The following is an 18,006-nucleotide window of genomic DNA, read 5'->3' on the forward strand; positions in this document are numbered from 1 at the left end:
GGCCCGGAATCCATAACCATGATCGGGAGCATGGATTCCGGGCTCGACGCTACGCGTCGCCCCGGAATGACACGGCAGTTACCTCGACTACACCGCCATCTTCCGATGCAGCACCGGCGCGCCGGTGGTGAGGCTTTCGGCCGCATCGATGATGGCGTTCGCATCGATGCCGTAATGGCGGTAGAGGTCCGCGATCGTGCCGGTCTGGCCGAACTGCTCGACGCCAAGCGCCTCGACGCGATGACCGCGGACGCCGCCGAGCCAGCCGAGCGCGGAGGGATGGCCATCGATCACGGTCACGATGCCGCAGTCGCGCGGCAGCGGCGCGAGCAGCTTTTCGATGTGGCTGAGATGCTGCACACCACGCCGATCGCGCCGCAATTTCCGCGCTGCGGTCCAACCCGCATGCAGGCGATCCGCCGAGGTGATCGCGAGCAGGCCGATGTCGCGGCGGCTTTCGCCGATGAAGCCGGTCGCCTCGATCGCTTCGGGCGCGACCGCGCCGGTATAGGCGATCACGAGTTCGGCATTGGGCCCCGGCTTGCGCAGCCAATAGGCGCCGTCGGTGATGCCCTGCGCAAGCTCCGGCGTCATGATCCGCTGCGCCTGCTCGATGCTGCGCGTCGAGAGCCGCAAATAGACCGAGCCGCCCTCGCCCGGATCGCGCTGCATGTGATTGAAGCCCCACGCCATGATCACGGCGAGTTCGTCGACGAAAGCCGGCTCGAACGAGGCGAGCCCGTCCTGCGCCATGCCGATCAACGGCGTCGCGATCGACTGGTGCGCGCCGCCCTCAGGCGCCAGCGTGATGCCCGATGGCGTCGCTGCCACCATGAAGCGCGCATCCTGGTAGCAGGCGTAGTTCAGCGCATCGAGGCCGCGCTCGATGAAGGGATCGTAAAGCGTGCCGACCGGCAGCAGTCGCTCGCCATTGATCTGGTGCGACAGACCGAGCGCCGAGAGCATGATGAACAGGTTCATCTCGGCGATGCCGAGCTCGAGATGCTGGCCCTTGGGCGAGAAGTCCCAGTTGAACGTGGAGGGAATTTTCTCGCTGCGGAATAAGTCCGCCTTCTCGCCCCGCGCGAACAGGCCGCGCCGGTTCACCCACGGACCGAGATTGGTCGAGACCGTGACGTCGGGCGAGGTCGTGACGATGCGCCTCGCCAGCTCGCTGTCGCCGCGCGCGATCTCGTTCAGCACGAGGCCAAAGCCCTGCTGGGTCGACATCTGCGGCGACGGCTTGAACGCGAGTTGCTGGGGCACCTCGACGACGGGCGCCGTCAGCCGGCGGCCGTCCTGGTTGAACGGCACGCGCGCGAGGAAGGCGTCGAGCTCGGCAGGAGCTAGCGCGAGGCCTTCGTACTTGTCCCATTCGTGGCCTGGACGGATGTTCTGGCTCTCGCGATATTTCTCCATCTGCGCGACCGTCATCAGGCCGGCGTGGTTGTCCTTATGGCCCTGGAACGGTAGGCCGACGCCCTTGATGGTGTAGGCGATGAAGCAGACCGGGCGATCGTGGTCGATGGACTCGAACGCCTCCAACATGCTCGCCATGTCGTGGCCGCCGAGGTTCGACATCAGCGCCAGCAGCTGCTCGTCGCTGCGCCTGTCGATCAGCTTGGTGATCGGGCCCTGGTCGCCGATCTCGTCGTGCAGATGCTTGCGGAAGGCGGCACCGCCCTGGAAGCACAGCGCGGCGTAGAGCGCGTTCGGGCAATTGTCGATCCAGCGCTTCAGTGCCTCGCCGCCCGGCTCGGCAAAGGCCTCGCGCATCAGGCGACCGTATTTCACGATCACCACGTCCCAGCCGAAATTGCGGAACATGGTCTCGAACTTTTCCCAGAGCCCCTCGCGCACGACGGCGTCGAGCGACTGCCTGTTATAGTCGACCACCCACCAGGTGTTGCGCAGGCCGTGCTTCCAGCCTTCGGCGAGCGCTTCGAAAATGTTGCCCTCGTCCATCTCGGCATCGCCGACCAGGGCAATCATCCGCCCTTCGCGGCGATCCTTCATCCAGCCATGCGCCTTGACGTAGTCCTGCACCAGCGAGGCAAACAGCGTCTGCGCGACGCCGAGGCCGACGGAGCCGGTGGAGAAATCGACGTCGTCGACATCCTTGGTGCGCGAGGGATAGGACTGCGCGCCCTTGAACCCGCGAAAGTTCTCCAGCTTCTCGCGCGTCTGCCGGCCGAACAGAAACTGGATGGCGTGGAACACCGGGCTCGCATGCGGCTTCACCGCGACGCGATCCTCGGGGCGCAGGACGCTAAAATACAGCGCCGACATGATGGTCGCGAGCGAGGCGGACGAGGCCTGGTGTCCCCCGACCTTGAGCCCGTCCGCGTTGGCGCGGATGTGGTTGGCGTGATGGATGGTCCATGACGACAGCCACAGCGCCTTGCGGGCCAGCGCGGTCAACGTGTCCAGACGGGCGGTATCAACGGGCATGACAATGGCTCCCGGAAACAGTTCGGACGATGATACGCCTGCGGGCGGCGCCAAACTTCTCAATTTTTCGCGCCATGCCTCAAAATATTGGGATATCTTACCAATGGATCAGCACTTCAGACAGGTTTCATCCCAATGCCAGACCTCGACGCCATCGACCGGAAAATCCTCGCTTTGCTCCAGAACGACAGCCGGCTGACCATGCAGGAACTGGCCGACAAGGTCGGGCTCTCGGTGTCGCCCTGCCATCGCCGGGTCAAGCTGCTGGAGGAGCGCGGCGTCATCAGCCGCTACATCGCCACCGTCGACCAGAAGGCGCTGGGGCTGCATGTCAGCGTCTTCATCTCAATCAAGCTGGCGCGGCAGAAGGAGGAGGATCTGAATCGTTTCGCCCGCGCGATCTCGAAATGGGACGAGGTGCTGGAGTGCTATCTGATGACCGGCAACCGCGACTATCTCCTGCGCGTGGTGGCGGCCGACCTCGCCTCCTACGAGACCTTCCTGAAGACCAAGCTGACCCGGCTCGACGGCATTGCCTCGATCGAGTCGAGCTTCGCGCTGAGCCAGGTCAAATATTCGATCGCCCTGCCGGTCTGACGGCCCCGCCGGGCTATTTCGGAACCGGTGTCACATGGGCGCAATAAACCCCGCCGATGGTCACGGGCGACAGGCACCCTGCCGAAAGAAGGATCCATGACCGCATCCGACCGCACCCCTGAAATGGCCAAACGCGAGCGCATCATCCGGGAAATGACCGACGATCTCGACGAAGAGCTGGAGATGGAGCTCGATGACAGCAGGCTCGACGAGCTGCTCGACGAGACGGACGCGCTCCGCCCAACGGTGGATCGCAGGCTCTATTTCCGGGAATTGCTCCGCCTCCAGGGCGAACTGGTCAAGCTCCAGGACTGGGTGCAGAGCGAGAAGAAGAAGGTCGTGGTGCTGTTCGAGGGCCGCGATTCCGCCGGCAAGGGCGGCGTCATCAAGCGCATCACCCAGCGGCTCAATCCCCGCATCTGCCGCGTCGCGGCACTTCCGGCGCCGAGCGAGCGCGAGCGCACGCAATGGTATTTCCAGCGCTACGTATCGCATTTGCCGGCCGGCGGTGAGATCGTGCTGTTCGACCGCAGCTGGTACAACCGCGCGGGCGTCGAGCGTGTGATGGGCTTCTGCTCCGAGCACGAGTACCAGGAATTCTTCAAGACGGTGCCGGAGTTCGAGCGGATGCTGATCCGCTCCGGCATCACTCTCGTCAAATACTGGTTCTCGATCACCGACGACGAGCAGCAGTTTCGCTTCAGCATGCGCATCAGGGATCCGCTGAAGCAATGGAAGCTGAGCCCGATGGACGTCGAGGCGCGCAGCCGCTGGGAGGCGTACACCAAGGCCAAGGAGACGATGCTGGAGCACACGCATCTCCCGGACTCGCCGTGGTGGATCGTCGACGCCGTCGACAAGAAGCGCGCCCGCCTCAACTGCATCGCGCATCTGCTCAGCCAGATGCCGTACCAGGGAGTCGCCCGCGTGCCCGTGGTGCTGCCGCCGCGCGTCCGCAACCCCGACTATCACCGCGACCCGACTCCGCCGGAGATGTACGTGCCGTCGAAATATTGACGGAGGTATCGTAGGGTGGGCAAAGGCGCAGCGCGCCGTGCCCACCATGCGTCCACGTTTGTGGTGAGAATGGTGGGCACGCTACGCTTTGCCCACCCTACTTGGCTGTCATCTCCACGGCTGCACGATGATCTTGGTGTGCGCCCCGGGGTTGGCGAGATCAGCGAACGCTCTTGCGACGCCGTCGAGGCCGACCTCGGCGGTCACCATCGCCGCCGCATCCACCTGCCCTTCCGCGATCAGGCGCAGCGAGCTTGCGAACTCCTCCGGCGTGTAGCCGAGCACATATTGGACATTGAGCTCCTTCATGATGCCGAGCATGGGTTCGCTCCTGTCGGTCTCCATGCAGACGCCGACCACCACGATGCGCGCGTCACGCGGAGCGCCTTCGAATACCTGCTGCAACAGGCCTGGCACGCCGACGCATTCGAAGATGATCGCGGGCTTCAGTGCCGGCAGCATGGCCTGCAACGGCGGCCGCGCCGCCTTCTCGGCCTCCGACATCTGCGCGTGCTCGGCCCAGGTCGCGTAGGGCTGCGTCACCTTGGGATCGACGACGATATCGGCGCCCAGCCTTACCGCGAGCGCACGCCGTGCCGGCGAATAGTCGGCCGCGACGATCGGATGCAGACCCTTGATCCTCAGCGCCGCGATCACCGCGAGGCCGACCGGGCCGCAGCCGATCACGAACGGTACCTCGCCGCCCCGGATGTTGGCTTTCGCCACGGCGTGGACGCCGACGGCGAGCGGCTCGGTCAGCGCCGCATGTTCGGGCGCGAGACCGTTGGGCACCTCAAGCAGCAGGGGCTCGCTGAGCAGCATCGCCTCGGCATAGCCGCCGATATTGTCGTTGGAATAGCCGATGCCCTCGATGCCCTGCGGCGTCACGAGCGCCGGCAGCGAGCAGACGCGGGTGCCGGGCTTGAGCTTGCGCGCGGTTCCGGGACCGTAATCGACGATCTCGCAGCAGAACTCATGGCCGAACACGACGTCGCGGGCGAGATCCATCGGCTTGCGGCCGGTCTTCCTCGCCATCTCTACCATGCGGGGGGCATGCAGGCGCGCATGAAGGTCGGAGCCGCAGATGCCGCAGGCGAGCGTCCTGACCAGCACCTGACCGTTGCCCGGCTTCGGCTCGGCCATCCGGTCGACGACAATCTCACCGTTCCTGAAAATCGCAGCGCGCATCCGGCTCCTCCCGTATTGTTGGAGCCGTTGATAGCACGAAGCGGAAGCTGCGAACTTGCGTCAGGGGTTCGGGGAGCGCTCTTCCAGCACCAGCAACTGGGCGCGGCGGATGCGCTCGCGATGGGCGATGTAGAGACCGCTGGCGACGATGAAGGCCGCACCAGTGACGGTCCAGACGTCAGGCACTTCGCCGAACAGGAAGAAGCCCAGAATGCTGACCCACAGCAACTGCGTGTACGAGAACGGCGCCAGCACCGAGGCATCGCCGTAGCGATAGGCCAGCACAATGATCCATTGGCCCACGGTCGACGCGACGCCGATCACGATGCCGAGCCCGATCGCGGTCCAGCTCGGCGTCACCCAGACGAACGGCACCATCAGGCTGAGGATCGCAACGCCCGTAAGCGCCGAATAGGCCATGGTGGTGAGGACGGCTTCGCGCCCGCTCATCATGCGCGTCAGGATCAGCGCAGCGGCCCAGCAGAATGCCGAGATGATCGGGAAGAACGCGGCGGCGTGAAACGCATTGGAGCCCGGACGCAGGATGATCATCACGCCGATGAGACCGATCGCGGTCGCGATCCAGCGGCGCATGCCGACCTTCTCGCTCAGGAAGATGATCGACAGCGCGGTGACGAACAGCGGCGAGACGAAGCCGGTGGCCGAGGCTTCCGCGATGGGGAGGAAACGGAGACCGGTGATGAAGAACAGCGAGGAGCCGAGCAGCGCGACGCCGCGCATGCATTGCAGGCCGAGGCGATCGGTGCGCATCGCATGCAGCGGCGAGCCCGGCAGCATCACCGGCGTGAACATCAGCGCGAACGTGACGAAGCGAATCCAGGTGATCTCGATCGACGGCAGGCTCGTCGACAGATACTTTGCGGTGACGTCGGAGCAGCCGAGGAATACCGTCGAGAGCAGCACCAGCGCGATGCCCTTGAAGGGGTGATCGACGCGCGCAGGCGCGCGGCGAGCCTCCTGCTTCTTCTCCGGCACGGGCATGGGAATACTGTCGAGCCTTGCGGCTACGGCGGGCGGCGGTGTCACGGCTGGAACCTGGGAAAACTACGATTCGGGAACGATCGTAAAAAACGACAAATGCGCCGCTTTCACAACTTCCGAAAACAGGATGCCGATATGCGCTGATGACCCCGCGCGTCAATACTCCATTAATAATAGGCGTTTGTGCACTACAACATGGGCAGACTGCGCGGCTTCGGACCGCGCGGAAACGCCGCATCGAGCGCCGAAATCTCCTCTTTCGTCAGCACGAGATCGCCGGCCGCCGCATTCTCGCCGGCATGTTCCGCGGACGAGGCCTTCGGGATCGCGAACACCGTAGTTGCACGGGTGAGGAAGCTCAGCGCGACCTGCCGCGGTGTCACACGACGCGCCTCCGCGATGCGTGCCAGCACCGCGCCTCCCTTGCTGCTGCTTGCGGGAAAATCGTCGTGGCCGAACGGAGAGTATGCGACGACAGCGACGCCATGCTTCTCGCACCACGGGATCACCGCATGCTCGATCGCGCGCTCCTTCAGATGATAGAGCACTTGATTGCACGCGATGCGGCCTTCGCCGGAGACGTCGAGAATTTCGTCGAGATCGTCGGCGTCGAAATTGGAGACGCCCCAGGATTTGATCTTGCCGGCCTTCACCAACTCTTCGAACGCGGCGACCGTGTCCTCGAGCGGATGAGAACCGCGCCAGTGCAGCAGATAGCAATCGAGACGATCGGTCTTCAGCCGCCTCAGCGAGCGTTCGCACGCCGTGATGGTACCGCCGCGCGAGGCGTTGCTCGGCAGCACCTTCGAAACGAGGAACACCTCATCGCGGCGGCCTGCGATCGCATCGGCGATGACGAGCTCGGCATCGCCATACATCTCGGCGGTGTCGATGTGGGTCATGCCGAGATCGAGCCCGCGCTGAAGCGCCGCGATTGCGCGCTTGCGGTCGCCATGGTCGAGATACCAGGTGCCCTGCCCGATGACGGATACGTTGGCGCCGATCTTGCCGAAGGGTTTTGTGTTCATGTCATTCTCCGCTGTTCATTCTCCCTCTCCCCGTCCTCACGGGGCCCCCGCAAGCGGGGAGAGGCGAAGAACTACAATCCGCTGATATCCGCAACCAGCACGCTGCCGGTCCCTGACTCCGTGATATAGAGCCGATCTTTCTTGACGCCACCGATGGCGACATTGGTGCAGCTCGGACCCGCGCACGACTTGATCCGCGCGATCAGCTCTCCGTTCGGCGCGAACACGAAGACGTGGCCGAGCGAGGCGTGGCCGACGAACAGGCGACCGGCCGCGTCCATCGTCATGCCGTCAGGACCGCTGGTGCCGAACAGCGAGCAGAAGCGGCCGACCTTCGACACGCTGCCGTCCTTCATGAACGGCAACCGCCACACCGCATTGTCGCGCGTCATGGCGACGAACAGCACGGTTTCGCTGGGGTCGAGCACCAGGCCGTTCGGGCTGATGCCGGTGTCGAGCAGGCAATCGAGCCGGCCGCTCGGCGTCAGGCGATAGACACGGCCGCTTGCGTCGTGCAGGCCGGTCTGGCCCTGATCGGTGAACAAGATGTCGCCGTTGGAGGCGAGATGCAGATCGTTGCAGCCACGGAACGATTCTGAATTGCGCGCGGTCAGGATGGGCCTGATGCGCCCTGCCCCGGCGTCGAGCTCCATGATGCCGTGCATGTAGTCGGCAACGAGGATGCGGCCGTCGGCGGCGATCTTCAACCCGTTCGGCCAGCCCTCATATTCGATCACGAGCGACCACGCGCCATCAGGCGCGATGCGGAAGATGCGGCCGAAGGGAATGTCGACGATGTAGAGATTGCCGTCCTTGTCGAACGACGGCCCTTCGACAAAACTATCGGTCGGCACGCCCGGCCGGTTGGCGTCGGCCCAATCGGTCCGCACGCCCTTGCGGCGGAATTGGTCCGGCATGGCGGAGAAGATCTTGGTTTCGATCAGGCGCGGCGGCGTTTCCAGGTACATCATTGTTGTTTTTGTGCATGTGGAGGGGGATCGCGGCAACATAGGGCACAATCGCGGGCGCGTCGATTGGGCGAAGGACATGGCTGCGTCCACGTCACTCTCGTGTCCCGGACGCGCTGCAGCGTGAAACGCTGCTGCGCAGAGCCGGGACCCAGAAAGGCCAAACACTCTGCTGTTTGATGGGCCCCGGCTCTGCAGCGCATCACTTCGTGCTGCGCAGCGTCCGGGGCACGAGACCGTCTCCCAGTCTGGAGAGATCCCCTACCCCGCAGCCGCCGCGACCTTCGCCTGCTTCGCCGGCGCCACATCCGTCGTCGCGATCAGCCGCTTCAGCTCGGGGATACATGACCCGCAATTGGTGCCGGCCTTGAGCTTGGCGCCGATCTCGGCCGCCGTGCGCGCGCCGCTCGCGATGGTGTCGCAGATGGTGCCGCGGCCGACGCCGAAGCAGGCGCAGACGATGGGGCCGGTCGAGGCCGCGCCCTCCGTCGATTTGCCTGACAACAGCATGCGGCGCTGCTCGTCGGTGACGTGATCGGCCACGAACAGGCTCTTCACCACCTCCCAGTCGCCGGCGTCATGCGCGGGGCCGACGAACAGGCAGGTCTCGATGCGGTCGTCTGCGAACGAGGCCGCGCGATAAACGCCGCCGCCGAAGTCGCGATAGTCGGCGACGTCCTCACCGGCGACGCCGTCGAGCCAGGCCGGCCAGCGCGACAGATCCGCATTGTCGGCGAAGAGATAGCCGAAGCCGCCCGAAACCGTGACACGGGTCCACATCAGGTTCGGCGGCAGATCGAGCTGCTTGCGCGACAGCGCAAAGCCGCGGAAGACGTATTCATAAGGCGAGATCGCCGCCGGCGTGGCTTTCGACTCCGGCTGGCCCGAGAACGGATCGGTGAAGGACTGCACGAGCGCCCCGACGCGGCCGTGCGAGGCGTTCATCGCGCTCCAGTGGATCGGCGCGAACAGCGTACCGCGCTGCTGACGGTCGCTGACGACGACCTTCAGGATGCACTGGCCGTAATCGGTGGTGATGCGGGCATAGCCGTCATGTGCGATGCCGTGTTTGCTGGCATCATCCGGGTGGATCTCGACGAACGGCTCCGGCAGATGCGCGCCGAGACGCTGGCTGAGACCCGTGCGCGTCATGGTGTGCCACTGGTCGCGGATACGTCCGGTGTTGAGCCGCAGGGGGCGCGACGGGCCGGTCTCGCCGCGCAGCGACGGCACGTCCGGCGCGACGAAGCGGCCTTTGCCGTCATTGGTGAAGAATCCGCCGTTTGCGAAGAACCGCGCGCCGGCCGCCTCGCCTTCGCGCACCGGCCACTGCACCGGCTTCAAGGCGTCGAAGGCCTCGTCCGAGAGCGCGGTCAGCGCGCCAATGTCGAAATCGCGGCTGCCCTCGTTTTCGAAAGCAGAGAGCGCGGCATGCTCGCGGAAAATATCGGCGGCGGATTTGTAGTTGAAGCTGTCGCCGAAGCCGAGCCGCTTTGCGGTCTCGCTCAGAATCCACCAGTCCGGCCGCGCCTCGCCCGGCGCCGGCAGGAACGAGCGCTGGCGCGAGATGCGGCGTTCGGAGTTGGTCACCGTGCCCGACTTCTCGCCCCAGGCGAGCGCTGGCAGCAGAACATGCGGCCCCGCCTCGACCGTGTCGTTGGAGAGCACGTTCTCGGACACCACGAACAGCTCGAGCTTCTTCAGCGCCTCGCGCACGAAGTCCGCATCGGGCAGCGACACCGCCGGGTTGGTGCCCATCACCCACAGCGCCTTGACCTCGCCACGGTTGATGGCCTCGAAAAGCTGCACCGCCTTCAATCCCTCATGGGTCGCGATGCGCGGCGCCTTCCAGAACCGCCGCACGCGATCGATGTCCGGCGGCGTGAAACCCATGTGTGCGGCGAGCATATTGGCGAGGCCGCCGACCTCGCGGCCGCCCATCGCGTTGGGCTGGCCGGTGAGCGAGAACGGCGAGGCGCCCGGCTTGCCGATGCGCCCCGTGGCGAGATGGCAGTTCAGGATCGCGTTGACCTTGTCGGTGCCCTGCGCCGACTGGTTGACGCCCTGCGAATAGAGCGTGACGACGCCCTCGGTGTCGCGGAACATCTTGAAGAAGGCGGCAACGTCCTGTTCGGACAGGCCCGTCGCCAGCGCAGTCGCGGTGACACTGCCGGCGATGTTGCGCGCGCGTGCCAGCGCGTCATCGAAGCCCGATGTGTTCTGCGCGATGTAATCCTGGTCCAGCGCGCCATTGTCGGCGAGATGGACGAACAGGCCGGAGAACAAGGCGGTGTCGGTGCCGGGCTTGAGGCCCAGAAAAAGATCGACGTCGCTTGCGGTGTCGGTCCGGCGCGGATCGATCACGATCATGCGCGCGCCGCGTTCCTGCCGGTTCTTCAGCATGCGCTGGAACAGCACGGGATGGCACCAGGCCGCGTTCGAGCCGACGAACACGAGCAAGTCAGCCTGGTCGAGATCCTCGTAGCAGCCCGGCACGGTGTCGGCACCGAAGGCGCGGCGGTGGCCGGCGACCGAGGACGACATGCAGAGCCGCGAATTGGTGTCGACATTCGCCGTGCCGACAAAGCCCTTCATCAGCTTGTTGGCGACGTAATAGTCCTCGGTCAGGAGCTGGCCCGAGAGATAGAACGCGACCGCATCGGCGCCGTCGCGCGCCACGATGTGTTGCATGCGATGGGCGACGTGATCGAGCGCATCGCTCCAGGCGACACGCTCCAGCACGCCCTTGCAGCGGATCATCGGATAGAGCAACCGGCTCTCCAGCCCGACGGTCTCGCCGAGCGCCGAGCCCTTCGAGCACAGCCGGCCGAAATTGGCGGGATGATCCGGGTCGCCCGCGATCGCCGCGCCACCGTTGCCGTCGGGCGTCGCCAGCACGCCGCAGCCGACGCCGCAATAGGGACAGGTCGTCTTGGTGGCGCGGAGCGTGGGATCGATCGCCGTCATATCGAGCTGCCTTATCAAGCCGCCTTGGAGGGACGCGCCAGCGCGCGGCCGAACATCATGTCGGTGCGGATCGCCGTCACCTTGTCGCGATTGCGGATCAGCTCGAGATACCAGAGCGCATCGACGGTATCGCCGATCAGCACCGCGCCGGTGAGCCGGCCGTCGGCGATCACGAGCTTCTTGTAAGTGCCGCGCCTGCGGTCTGACAGCACCAGGCTCTCGCTGCCGTCCCCGCCCATGAAGTCGCCGGCGGAGAAGACGCTGACGCCAGACACCTTCAGATTGGTCGAGACCACGCTGCCCTGATAGGCGGCGGGACGTCCGGCGAGATGCCGCGCCAGCACGCGCGCCTGCTCGTAAGCGGGCTCGACCAGGCCGTAGCAGGTGCCGCGATGCTCGGCACATTCGCCGAGCGCGTAGATGTCGGGCGAGGCCGTCTGCATCTCGTCGTTGACGACGATGCCGCGGTTGACCGCGATGCCCGCCTCTTTGGCAAGCGCCACATTCGGCCTGATGCCGGCGGCGAAGATCACGGCATCCGCCTCGATGCGCGTGCCGTCGGCGAGCTCGACGGCTTCGACATGGCCCTCGCCGTGAATGCGCGCAGTGGAGGCGTTGAGCTGGATGCGGATGCCCTTGCGCTCGACCAGCGTCTTCAGCAGGTCGGCGGCCGGCAGGTCGAGCTGGCGCTCCATCAGCCGGTCCATCAGGTGCAGCAGCGTCACCGGCGCGCCGGCTTTCGCAAGACCATAGGCCGCCTCTAACCCGAGCAAGCCACCGCCGACCACGACGACACGCTTCTTCGCCGCGGCGAGCGTCAGCAGCAGATCGACGTCGCGCGTATCGCGAAAGGTGTGCACCCCGGTGAGATCGGCGCCCGGCACGTTGAGCCGCAGCGGCGTCGAGCCGGTGGCGAGCACGAGCTTGGAATATTCGACGCTCTCTTCACCTTCGATCTTCAGCTCGCGGCGGCCGGTGTCGATCTCGGTGACGCGGTAGCCGTAGCGCACGGTGACGCCGCGATGGCGCCACCAGTCCGCCGGCCTCAGCTCGATCTCGTGCGAGCCGGTCTCGCCGGCCAGCACGGAGGAGAGCAGCACGCGATTGTAAGCGAGCCGCGGCTCTTCGCCGATCACCGCGACCGCGTAGCGGCCGAGCGAGGTCTTGGCGAGCTCGTCGACCAGACGCGCGGCCGCCATACCGTTACCGACGATGACCAGCGGTTCACTCACAAGGCATCTCCTATTCGGCGGCCTGCGCCTGTGCGCCATAGGCCTCGGAAATCATGTAGCCGGACAGCACGCCATAGGCGTCGGTCCAGGCCGCGGCGAGCTCGGGCGTCCAGGCCTCGCCGAGGCCCTTCTCGAGGGTCCAGAGCAAGGTCGCGCCGACCACCGGATAGTGCTCGGCCTTGGCGCCATAGGCGACGTGACGCTTGGCGAGCGCCGAGGCCGCGGGAAGAATCGTCTCGAGCTTCGACAGTCCGCCGACGACGGCGGCGAGCATGCCCATCAGCTTCTTGCGCTGCTCGGTCATGTCCTCGGGAAACATCGCGCGCACGGACGGCGCTACCTCGAACAGGCGATCGTAGAACAGCACCGCGGCCGCCTCTGAAATCGGCGCGACCTTGGAAAAGCTCTGCTGGACGAGGGTGATCTGTTCTGAAGTCATGATGTTCTCCTGCCTGTTTCGGTCTGCCTTTGTCCGCGCCGTTGCGAACAAGGTTCATGGGTCAAACGTCATCAGAGAGTCTTCTCCCCGCGTACGGGGAGAAGCGACATTCGTGCCAAACTCAGACTCGCGCTTCCGCGAGGCTTGACGCGCCCTCACCCTGCGGGCTGCGACGCAGGTAGAACCACCAGGTCAGTCCGAGGCAAGAGGCGTAGAAAGCGAGATAGATCGCGAGCGCGAGCGACGGCCCGCCGGTCATGGCGATCGACTTGCCGAAACCGGTCGGGATCAGATAGCCGCCGACTGCGCCGATCGCGCCGATGAAGCCGACCGCTGCACCGCTCTCGATGCTCGCGGTCTTCAAGGCCGCCGCGCGCGCCGCATCGCCCTTGCCCCGCACCCTGAACAGGTTCTGCTCGCGGAAGATCGAAGGGATCATGCGGTAGGTCGAGCCGTTGCCGATGCCCGTCGTCACGAACAGGATCAGGAACATCGCAAGGAAGCCGGTGAAGTCCTTGTGCCCGACGAAGTAGAGCACGCCGACCGTCGCCGCCGCCATCGCGATGAAATTCCAGAAGGTGAGGATGGAGCCGCCGATCTTGTCGGCCAGCAAGCCGCCGAGCGGTCGCGACAGCGAACCGACCAGCGGCCCGAGGAACGCGATCGAGATCGAGATCGCCGGAAACTGCGTCTTGATCAGCAGCGGGAACGCCGCCGAGTAGCCGATGAAGGATCCGAACGTGCCGATATAGAGATACGCCATGATCCAGGTGTGCTTGCGCTTGACGACGGCAAGCTGGTTCTTGATCGACGACTTGGCCGTGGTCAGGTTGTTCATGAAGAACACCGCGCCGAACACCGCGATCGCGATCGGCAGCACCCACATCAGGCCGGCGTTCTGAAGAAAGATGCCGTCGACGGGGCTCGCCTGGAACAGGTTGATGACCGCGAGCGTCATCAGGATCGGGGTCAAGAGCTGCACGCTGGAGACGCCGATATTGCCGCCCGCCGCGTTCAGTCCCAGCGCCCATCCCTTCATCCGGTCGGGGAAGAAGAAGGAGATGTTGGTCATGCTGGAGGCGAAATTGCCGCCACCGAGACCCGCGGTCGATGCGATCAGCAGCATCAGCCAGAACGGGGTGTCGGGCTGGCCGACGAAATAGGCGAGCGACAGCGTCGGGATGAACAGGACAGCCGCGCTGAAAATGGTCCAGTTGCGGCCGCCGAAGGTCGTGACCGCGAACGTATAGGGGAAGCGCATCAATGCGCCGATCAGCCCGGGCACCGCCACGAGCTGGAACAGCTGGTCGGTGGTGTAGTGGAAGCCCGCCTGCGGCAGCTTGGTGGTGACGATGCTCCAGATCAGCCACACCGAGAAGCCGATATGCTCGGCCACGATCGACCAGATCAGGTTGCGCCGGGCGATCACTTTGCCGCCCGCATTCCAGAACGCCTCGTCTTCGGGGCGCCAATCAGAAATCCACGTCGGACTTCGAGTCGGATTCGTCGTCATTGATAATCCCTTCTAGGCTCACCGCTGCGTCGTTGCAGGCTCAGCCTCCACGCGGAGGCGCGCGCCGAGGCCATGCCCCGGTGGCGAGTTCACGATGCTGATTGATGATGTTGAGGGACGTCGTCGTTGGCGTCGGAAAAGGTATTTCAATTTCCGTGCCAATTGCGCGCGTTCGGGAAATACAGGGAATTCAGGGGCTTGTTCGCCTTGCCCGAAATTGTTCCAGGTGTATTTCGCTCGCAAATTTTGCGATTCGCTCAATCCTTGTGCGGCGCACAAGGATTGAGCGAGGTGTCGATTATTTAGGCGCGCCAATCTTCCGCGTTTAACCTTCGTTTACGCGGCCTCGACGAAGCGATGACGCTCGTAGAGGAACTCGAGCACGCGGTGGCGGCACTTCAAATAAGTGGAGTTGGTCGCGAGATCGAGCCGCTTGCGCGGACGTGCGAGCGGCACCTCCAGCACCTCGCCGATGCGCGCGCTCGGCCCGTTCGTCATCATGACGATGCGATCGGAGAGCAGCACCGCCTCGTCGACGTCGTGGGTGATCATCAGAATGGTGTTGCCGAGCTTCTGATGCAGCGCCATCACCGAATCCTGCAGATGCGCGCGGGTCAGCGCGTCGAGCGCGCCGAACGGCTCGTCGAGCAGCAGAACCTTCGGCTCCATCGCCAGCGCACGGGCGATGCCGACGCGCTGCTTCATGCCGCCGGAGATTTCCGAGGGACGCTTGTCCCTGGCATGGGCCATCTGCACCAGGTTGAGATTGTGCATGACCCAGGCGTCGCGTTCGGCGCGGGACTTGGTCCTGGCAAAGACCTTGTCGACGCCGAGCTTGACGTTCTCGTAGACGGTCAGCCACGGCAGCAGGCTGTGGTTCTGGAACACCACGGCCCGATCGGGACCCGGCGAGTTGACCTCGCGGTTCTCGAGCAGCACGCCGCCGGTGGTGGCGCCGGTCAGGCCTGCGATGATGTTGAGCAGGGTCGACTTGCCGCAGCCGGAATGGCCGATGATCGAGACGTATTCGCCCTTCTCGATCGTCAGATTGATGTCCTTCAACACCTCCGTGCTGGCGGCGCCGCGGGTAAAGACCTTGTCGATATGGTCGAGCTTCAGATAGGCGTTCATGTGCCCTTCTCCCTCAGTTCTGCGCCGTGCCGCGGGTGACGATCTTGCCGAGACCCGCGATCAGGCGGTCGAGCACGAAGCCGACGATGCCGACATAGAACAGCGCCAGGATGATCTCGCTGATATGCGAGGAATTCCAGGCGTCCCAGATGAAGAAGCCGATGCCGACGCCGCCGATCAGCATTTCGGCCGCGATGATGGCGAGCCAGGACAGGCCGATGCCGATGCGCAGGCCCGTGAAGATGTAGGGCGCCGCCGCCGGGATCATGATCTTGCCGAAGAACTCGAGCGGATTGAGCTGCACCACCGCGGCGACGTTGCGGTAGTCCTGCGGGATGTTGCGGATGCCGACCGCGGTGTTGATGATGATCGGCCAGATCGAGGTGATGAAGATGACGAAGATCGCCGAGGGCTGGCCGTCGCGGAACGCCGCGAGCGACAGCGGCAGCCAGGCCAGCGGCGGGATGGTGCGCAGCACCTGGAACAGCGGATCGAGCCCGCGCATCGCCCAGACCGACTGCCCGACCAGCACGCCGAGCGCGATGCCGGCGACCGCGGACAGCGAATAGCCGAGCGCGACGCGCTGGAGACTGGCGGAGAGATGCCAGAATAGGCCCTTGTCGATGCCACCATGATCGAAGAACGGATCGAAGATCAGCTCCTTGGTATCCTTGAACACCTTTGACGGCGGCGGCAGCGCCGAGCCGGCGCGGCGGCACACCAGCTCCCACACCAGCGCCAGCAGCGCGATCACGACCAACGGCGGAATCACGCGCACGGCGGTCTCCCTGGCGATGCGGGCGTAGGCCTCGCCGCGCGGCGGACGCTTGAGCGTCATCGCGACGACCGACGCGGCGGCACCCGCAGGCGTTGCGGTCCCAACCTCAATCTTCGTGGCAGGCATGTTCATTGAAAATCCCTCTCCGGCTTCAAGGACGACGCGGCCGCCTGACGGCGGCCGCAGGCTCCATCAGACTTCGACGCGCTTGATCGCGAGCGATTTCAGATAGGCAGCCGGATTTTCGGGATCGAACACCTTGCCGTCGAAGAAGGTCTCCTTGCCGCGCGAAGTGGAGGCCGGGATCTCCGAAGCCGCGACGCCCAGCGTCTTGGCCGCATCCTTCCAGAGGTCCTCGCGGTTCACCTTGGCGATCAGCGCCTTGGTGTCGAAGCCGGCCTCGTACTTGCCCCAGCGAATGTCCTCGGTGAGGAACCAGAGGTCGTGGCTCTGGAACGGATAGGACGCCTGGTCCTTCCAGAAGCGCATCTGCTGCGGCGAATTGTCGACGACGCGGCCGGTGCCGTAGTCGAACTTGCCCTTCATGCGGTCGGTGATGTCTTCGACCGGGCAGTTGATCCATTGCCGCTTGGCGCAGATCACCGCGGCCTCTTCGCGGTTCTCGACCTTCTCCGCCCATTGCTGGGCTTCCATCACCGCCATCAGCAGCGCCTTCGCCGCCTTCGGATATTTGTCGACCCAGGCCGCGCGCATGCCGAACGATTTTTCGGGATGCTTGTCCCAGAGCTCGCCGGTGGTGATCGCGGTGTAGCCGATCTCCTGATGGATGAGCTGCAGGTTCCAGGGCTCGCAGACGCAGAAGCAGTCCATGGTGCCAACCTTCATGTTGGCGACCATCTGCGGCGGCGGGACCACGATGGTTTCGATGTCCTTGTCGGGATCGATGCCGCCGGCGGCGAGCCAGTAGCGGATCCAGAGATCATGCGTGCCGCCCGGGAAGGTCATCGCGGCCTTCACGGCCTTGCCGCCGGCCTTCTTCTTCTCCAGCGCCGCCTTGAAGGGCGCGGTGTCGATTCCGACCTTGAGGTCGGCATATTCCTTGGCGACCGAGATGCACTGACCGTTCAGGTTCAGGCGCGCCAGAATGTACATCGGCGTCGGCTGGTTGTTGTGCGTCACCTTGCCGGAGGAGATCAGGTACGGCATCGGGGTGAGGATGTGCGCACCGTCGATGCCATTGCCTTCGGAGCCGAGCACGAGGTTGTCGCGCGTGGTGCCCCAGGAGGCCTGCTTCTGCACCTCGACGTCGGGCATGCCGTATTTGGCGAAGATGCCCTTCTCCTTGGCGACGAACAGCGGGGTTGCGTCGGTAAGCGCGATGAAGCCGAGCTTGGCGCCCTTGACCTCGGGGCCTGCGTCCTGCGCGAAGGCGCCGGCGGGGAAATTCAGCTTGGCGGCGGCGAGAAGTGCGGCGGTGCTGCCGGCGGCCTTCAACAATTGACGGCGGCTCAGGCCCGAGGGCTGGCGGGTGCGCTTGGTCATAGGCAGTGTCGTCCTTTGCATCGTTGCAGAATTGATGGCGTCAGTGCGCGCGAGCGGCCCGTCCGTCCGAGACGCCAGAAAGAGGCGCATGCGAACGCATGGCGGGGGAGACCCCCGTCTGGTGGCGTCGGCAGATCGGATGAGAAGTCTCGCGGGACGGCTTCAATGGCGTCGGCTTGAATGATTCAAGCT

14 protein-coding genes are annotated in these 18,006 nt (G+C 65.0%); 2 read left to right on the forward strand and 12 right to left on the reverse strand.

Going from position 1 to position 18,006, the window contains the following annotated elements; all coding sequences use genetic code 11:
• Nucleotides 1-87: 87 nt before the first annotated feature.
• Entirely contained in the window at nt 88-2,451 is a 2,364-nt protein-coding gene (locus QJT78_RS05740) for a transketolase (RefSeq protein ID WP_038942039.1), read from the reverse strand.
• A 135-nt stretch (nt 2,452-2,586) separates the two neighbouring features.
• Between QJT78_RS05740 and QJT78_RS05745 the strand changes: the two genes are divergently transcribed.
• The gene (locus QJT78_RS05745; protein ID WP_014497003.1) at nt 2,587-3,048 is read left to right on the forward strand and encodes an Lrp/AsnC family transcriptional regulator; all 462 of its coding nucleotides are present in this window, start codon (nt 2,587-2,589) and stop codon (nt 3,046-3,048) included.
• Between the two features lie 96 nt (nt 3,049-3,144).
• A complete protein-coding gene (ppk2, locus tag QJT78_RS05750) occupies nt 3,145-4,065 on the forward strand; it encodes a polyphosphate kinase 2 (RefSeq protein ID WP_028146789.1) in 921 nt (306 codons plus the stop codon).
• Nucleotides 4,066-4,173: 108 nt separating this feature from the next.
• On the opposite strand, the gene QJT78_RS05755 is transcribed toward ppk2, so the two are convergent.
• The 11 genes from QJT78_RS05755 to QJT78_RS05805 all read right to left on the reverse strand — a co-directional run bounded on the left by QJT78_RS05755 (nt 4,174) and on the right by QJT78_RS05805 (nt 17,814).
• Nucleotides 4,174-5,253 (reverse strand): zinc-binding dehydrogenase, encoded by a 1,080-nt coding sequence (locus QJT78_RS05755; RefSeq protein ID WP_038942038.1) that lies wholly within the window; start codon nt 5,251-5,253, stop codon nt 4,174-4,176.
• 60 nt (nt 5,254-5,313) lie between these two features.
• Complete coding sequence (locus QJT78_RS05760; RefSeq protein WP_028146787.1) at nt 5,314-6,255, reverse strand: DMT family transporter; 942 nt, start codon at nt 6,253-6,255, stop codon at nt 5,314-5,316.
• Nucleotides 6,256-6,443: 188 nt separating this feature from the next.
• Complete coding sequence (locus tag QJT78_RS05765) at nt 6,444-7,283, reverse strand: aldo/keto reductase (protein ID WP_038942037.1); 840 nt, start codon at nt 7,281-7,283, stop codon at nt 6,444-6,446.
• Nucleotides 7,284-7,354: 71 nt separating this feature from the next.
• Nucleotides 7,355-8,251, reverse strand: coding sequence for an SMP-30/gluconolactonase/LRE family protein (locus tag QJT78_RS05770; RefSeq protein ID WP_049807419.1), 897 nt, complete (start codon nt 8,249-8,251; stop codon nt 7,355-7,357).
• A 261-nt stretch (nt 8,252-8,512) separates the two neighbouring features.
• Nucleotides 8,513-11,218: a nitrate reductase gene (locus QJT78_RS05775; protein ID WP_038942036.1), complete on the reverse strand. Its 2,706-nt coding sequence runs from the start codon at nt 11,216-11,218 to the stop codon at nt 8,513-8,515.
• Between the two features lie 14 nt (nt 11,219-11,232).
• Complete coding sequence (locus QJT78_RS05780) at nt 11,233-12,450, reverse strand: FAD-dependent oxidoreductase (protein WP_193375898.1); 1,218 nt, start codon at nt 12,448-12,450, stop codon at nt 11,233-11,235.
• Between the two features lie 10 nt (nt 12,451-12,460).
• Nucleotides 12,461-12,889 carry a globin family protein gene (locus QJT78_RS05785; RefSeq protein ID WP_028146783.1) on the reverse strand — a complete coding sequence of 143 codons (429 nt, stop codon included), beginning with the start codon at nt 12,887-12,889 and terminating at the stop codon, nt 12,461-12,463.
• A gap of 121 nt (nt 12,890-13,010) precedes the next feature.
• Complete coding sequence (locus QJT78_RS05790; RefSeq protein WP_028146782.1) at nt 13,011-14,402, reverse strand: MFS transporter; 1,392 nt, start codon at nt 14,400-14,402, stop codon at nt 13,011-13,013.
• Nucleotides 14,403-14,738: 336 nt separating this feature from the next.
• Nucleotides 14,739-15,533 (reverse strand): ABC transporter ATP-binding protein, encoded by a 795-nt coding sequence (locus QJT78_RS05795; protein WP_028146781.1) that lies wholly within the window; start codon nt 15,531-15,533, stop codon nt 14,739-14,741.
• A 13-nt stretch (nt 15,534-15,546) separates the two neighbouring features.
• Nucleotides 15,547-16,443 carry a nitrate ABC transporter permease gene (gene ntrB / locus QJT78_RS05800; protein ID WP_281460192.1) on the reverse strand — a complete coding sequence of 299 codons (897 nt, stop codon included), beginning with the start codon at nt 16,441-16,443 and terminating at the stop codon, nt 15,547-15,549.
• Nucleotides 16,444-16,503: 60 nt separating this feature from the next.
• Nucleotides 16,504-17,814 (reverse strand): CmpA/NrtA family ABC transporter substrate-binding protein, encoded by a 1,311-nt coding sequence (locus QJT78_RS05805; protein WP_038942032.1) that lies wholly within the window; start codon nt 17,812-17,814, stop codon nt 16,504-16,506.
• Nucleotides 17,815-18,006: the final 192 nt, after the last annotated feature.

The organism is Bradyrhizobium sp. Mp27, assembly GCF_029953005.1.
Classification (GTDB): Bacteria; Pseudomonadota; Alphaproteobacteria; order Rhizobiales; family Xanthobacteraceae; genus Bradyrhizobium; species Bradyrhizobium barranii.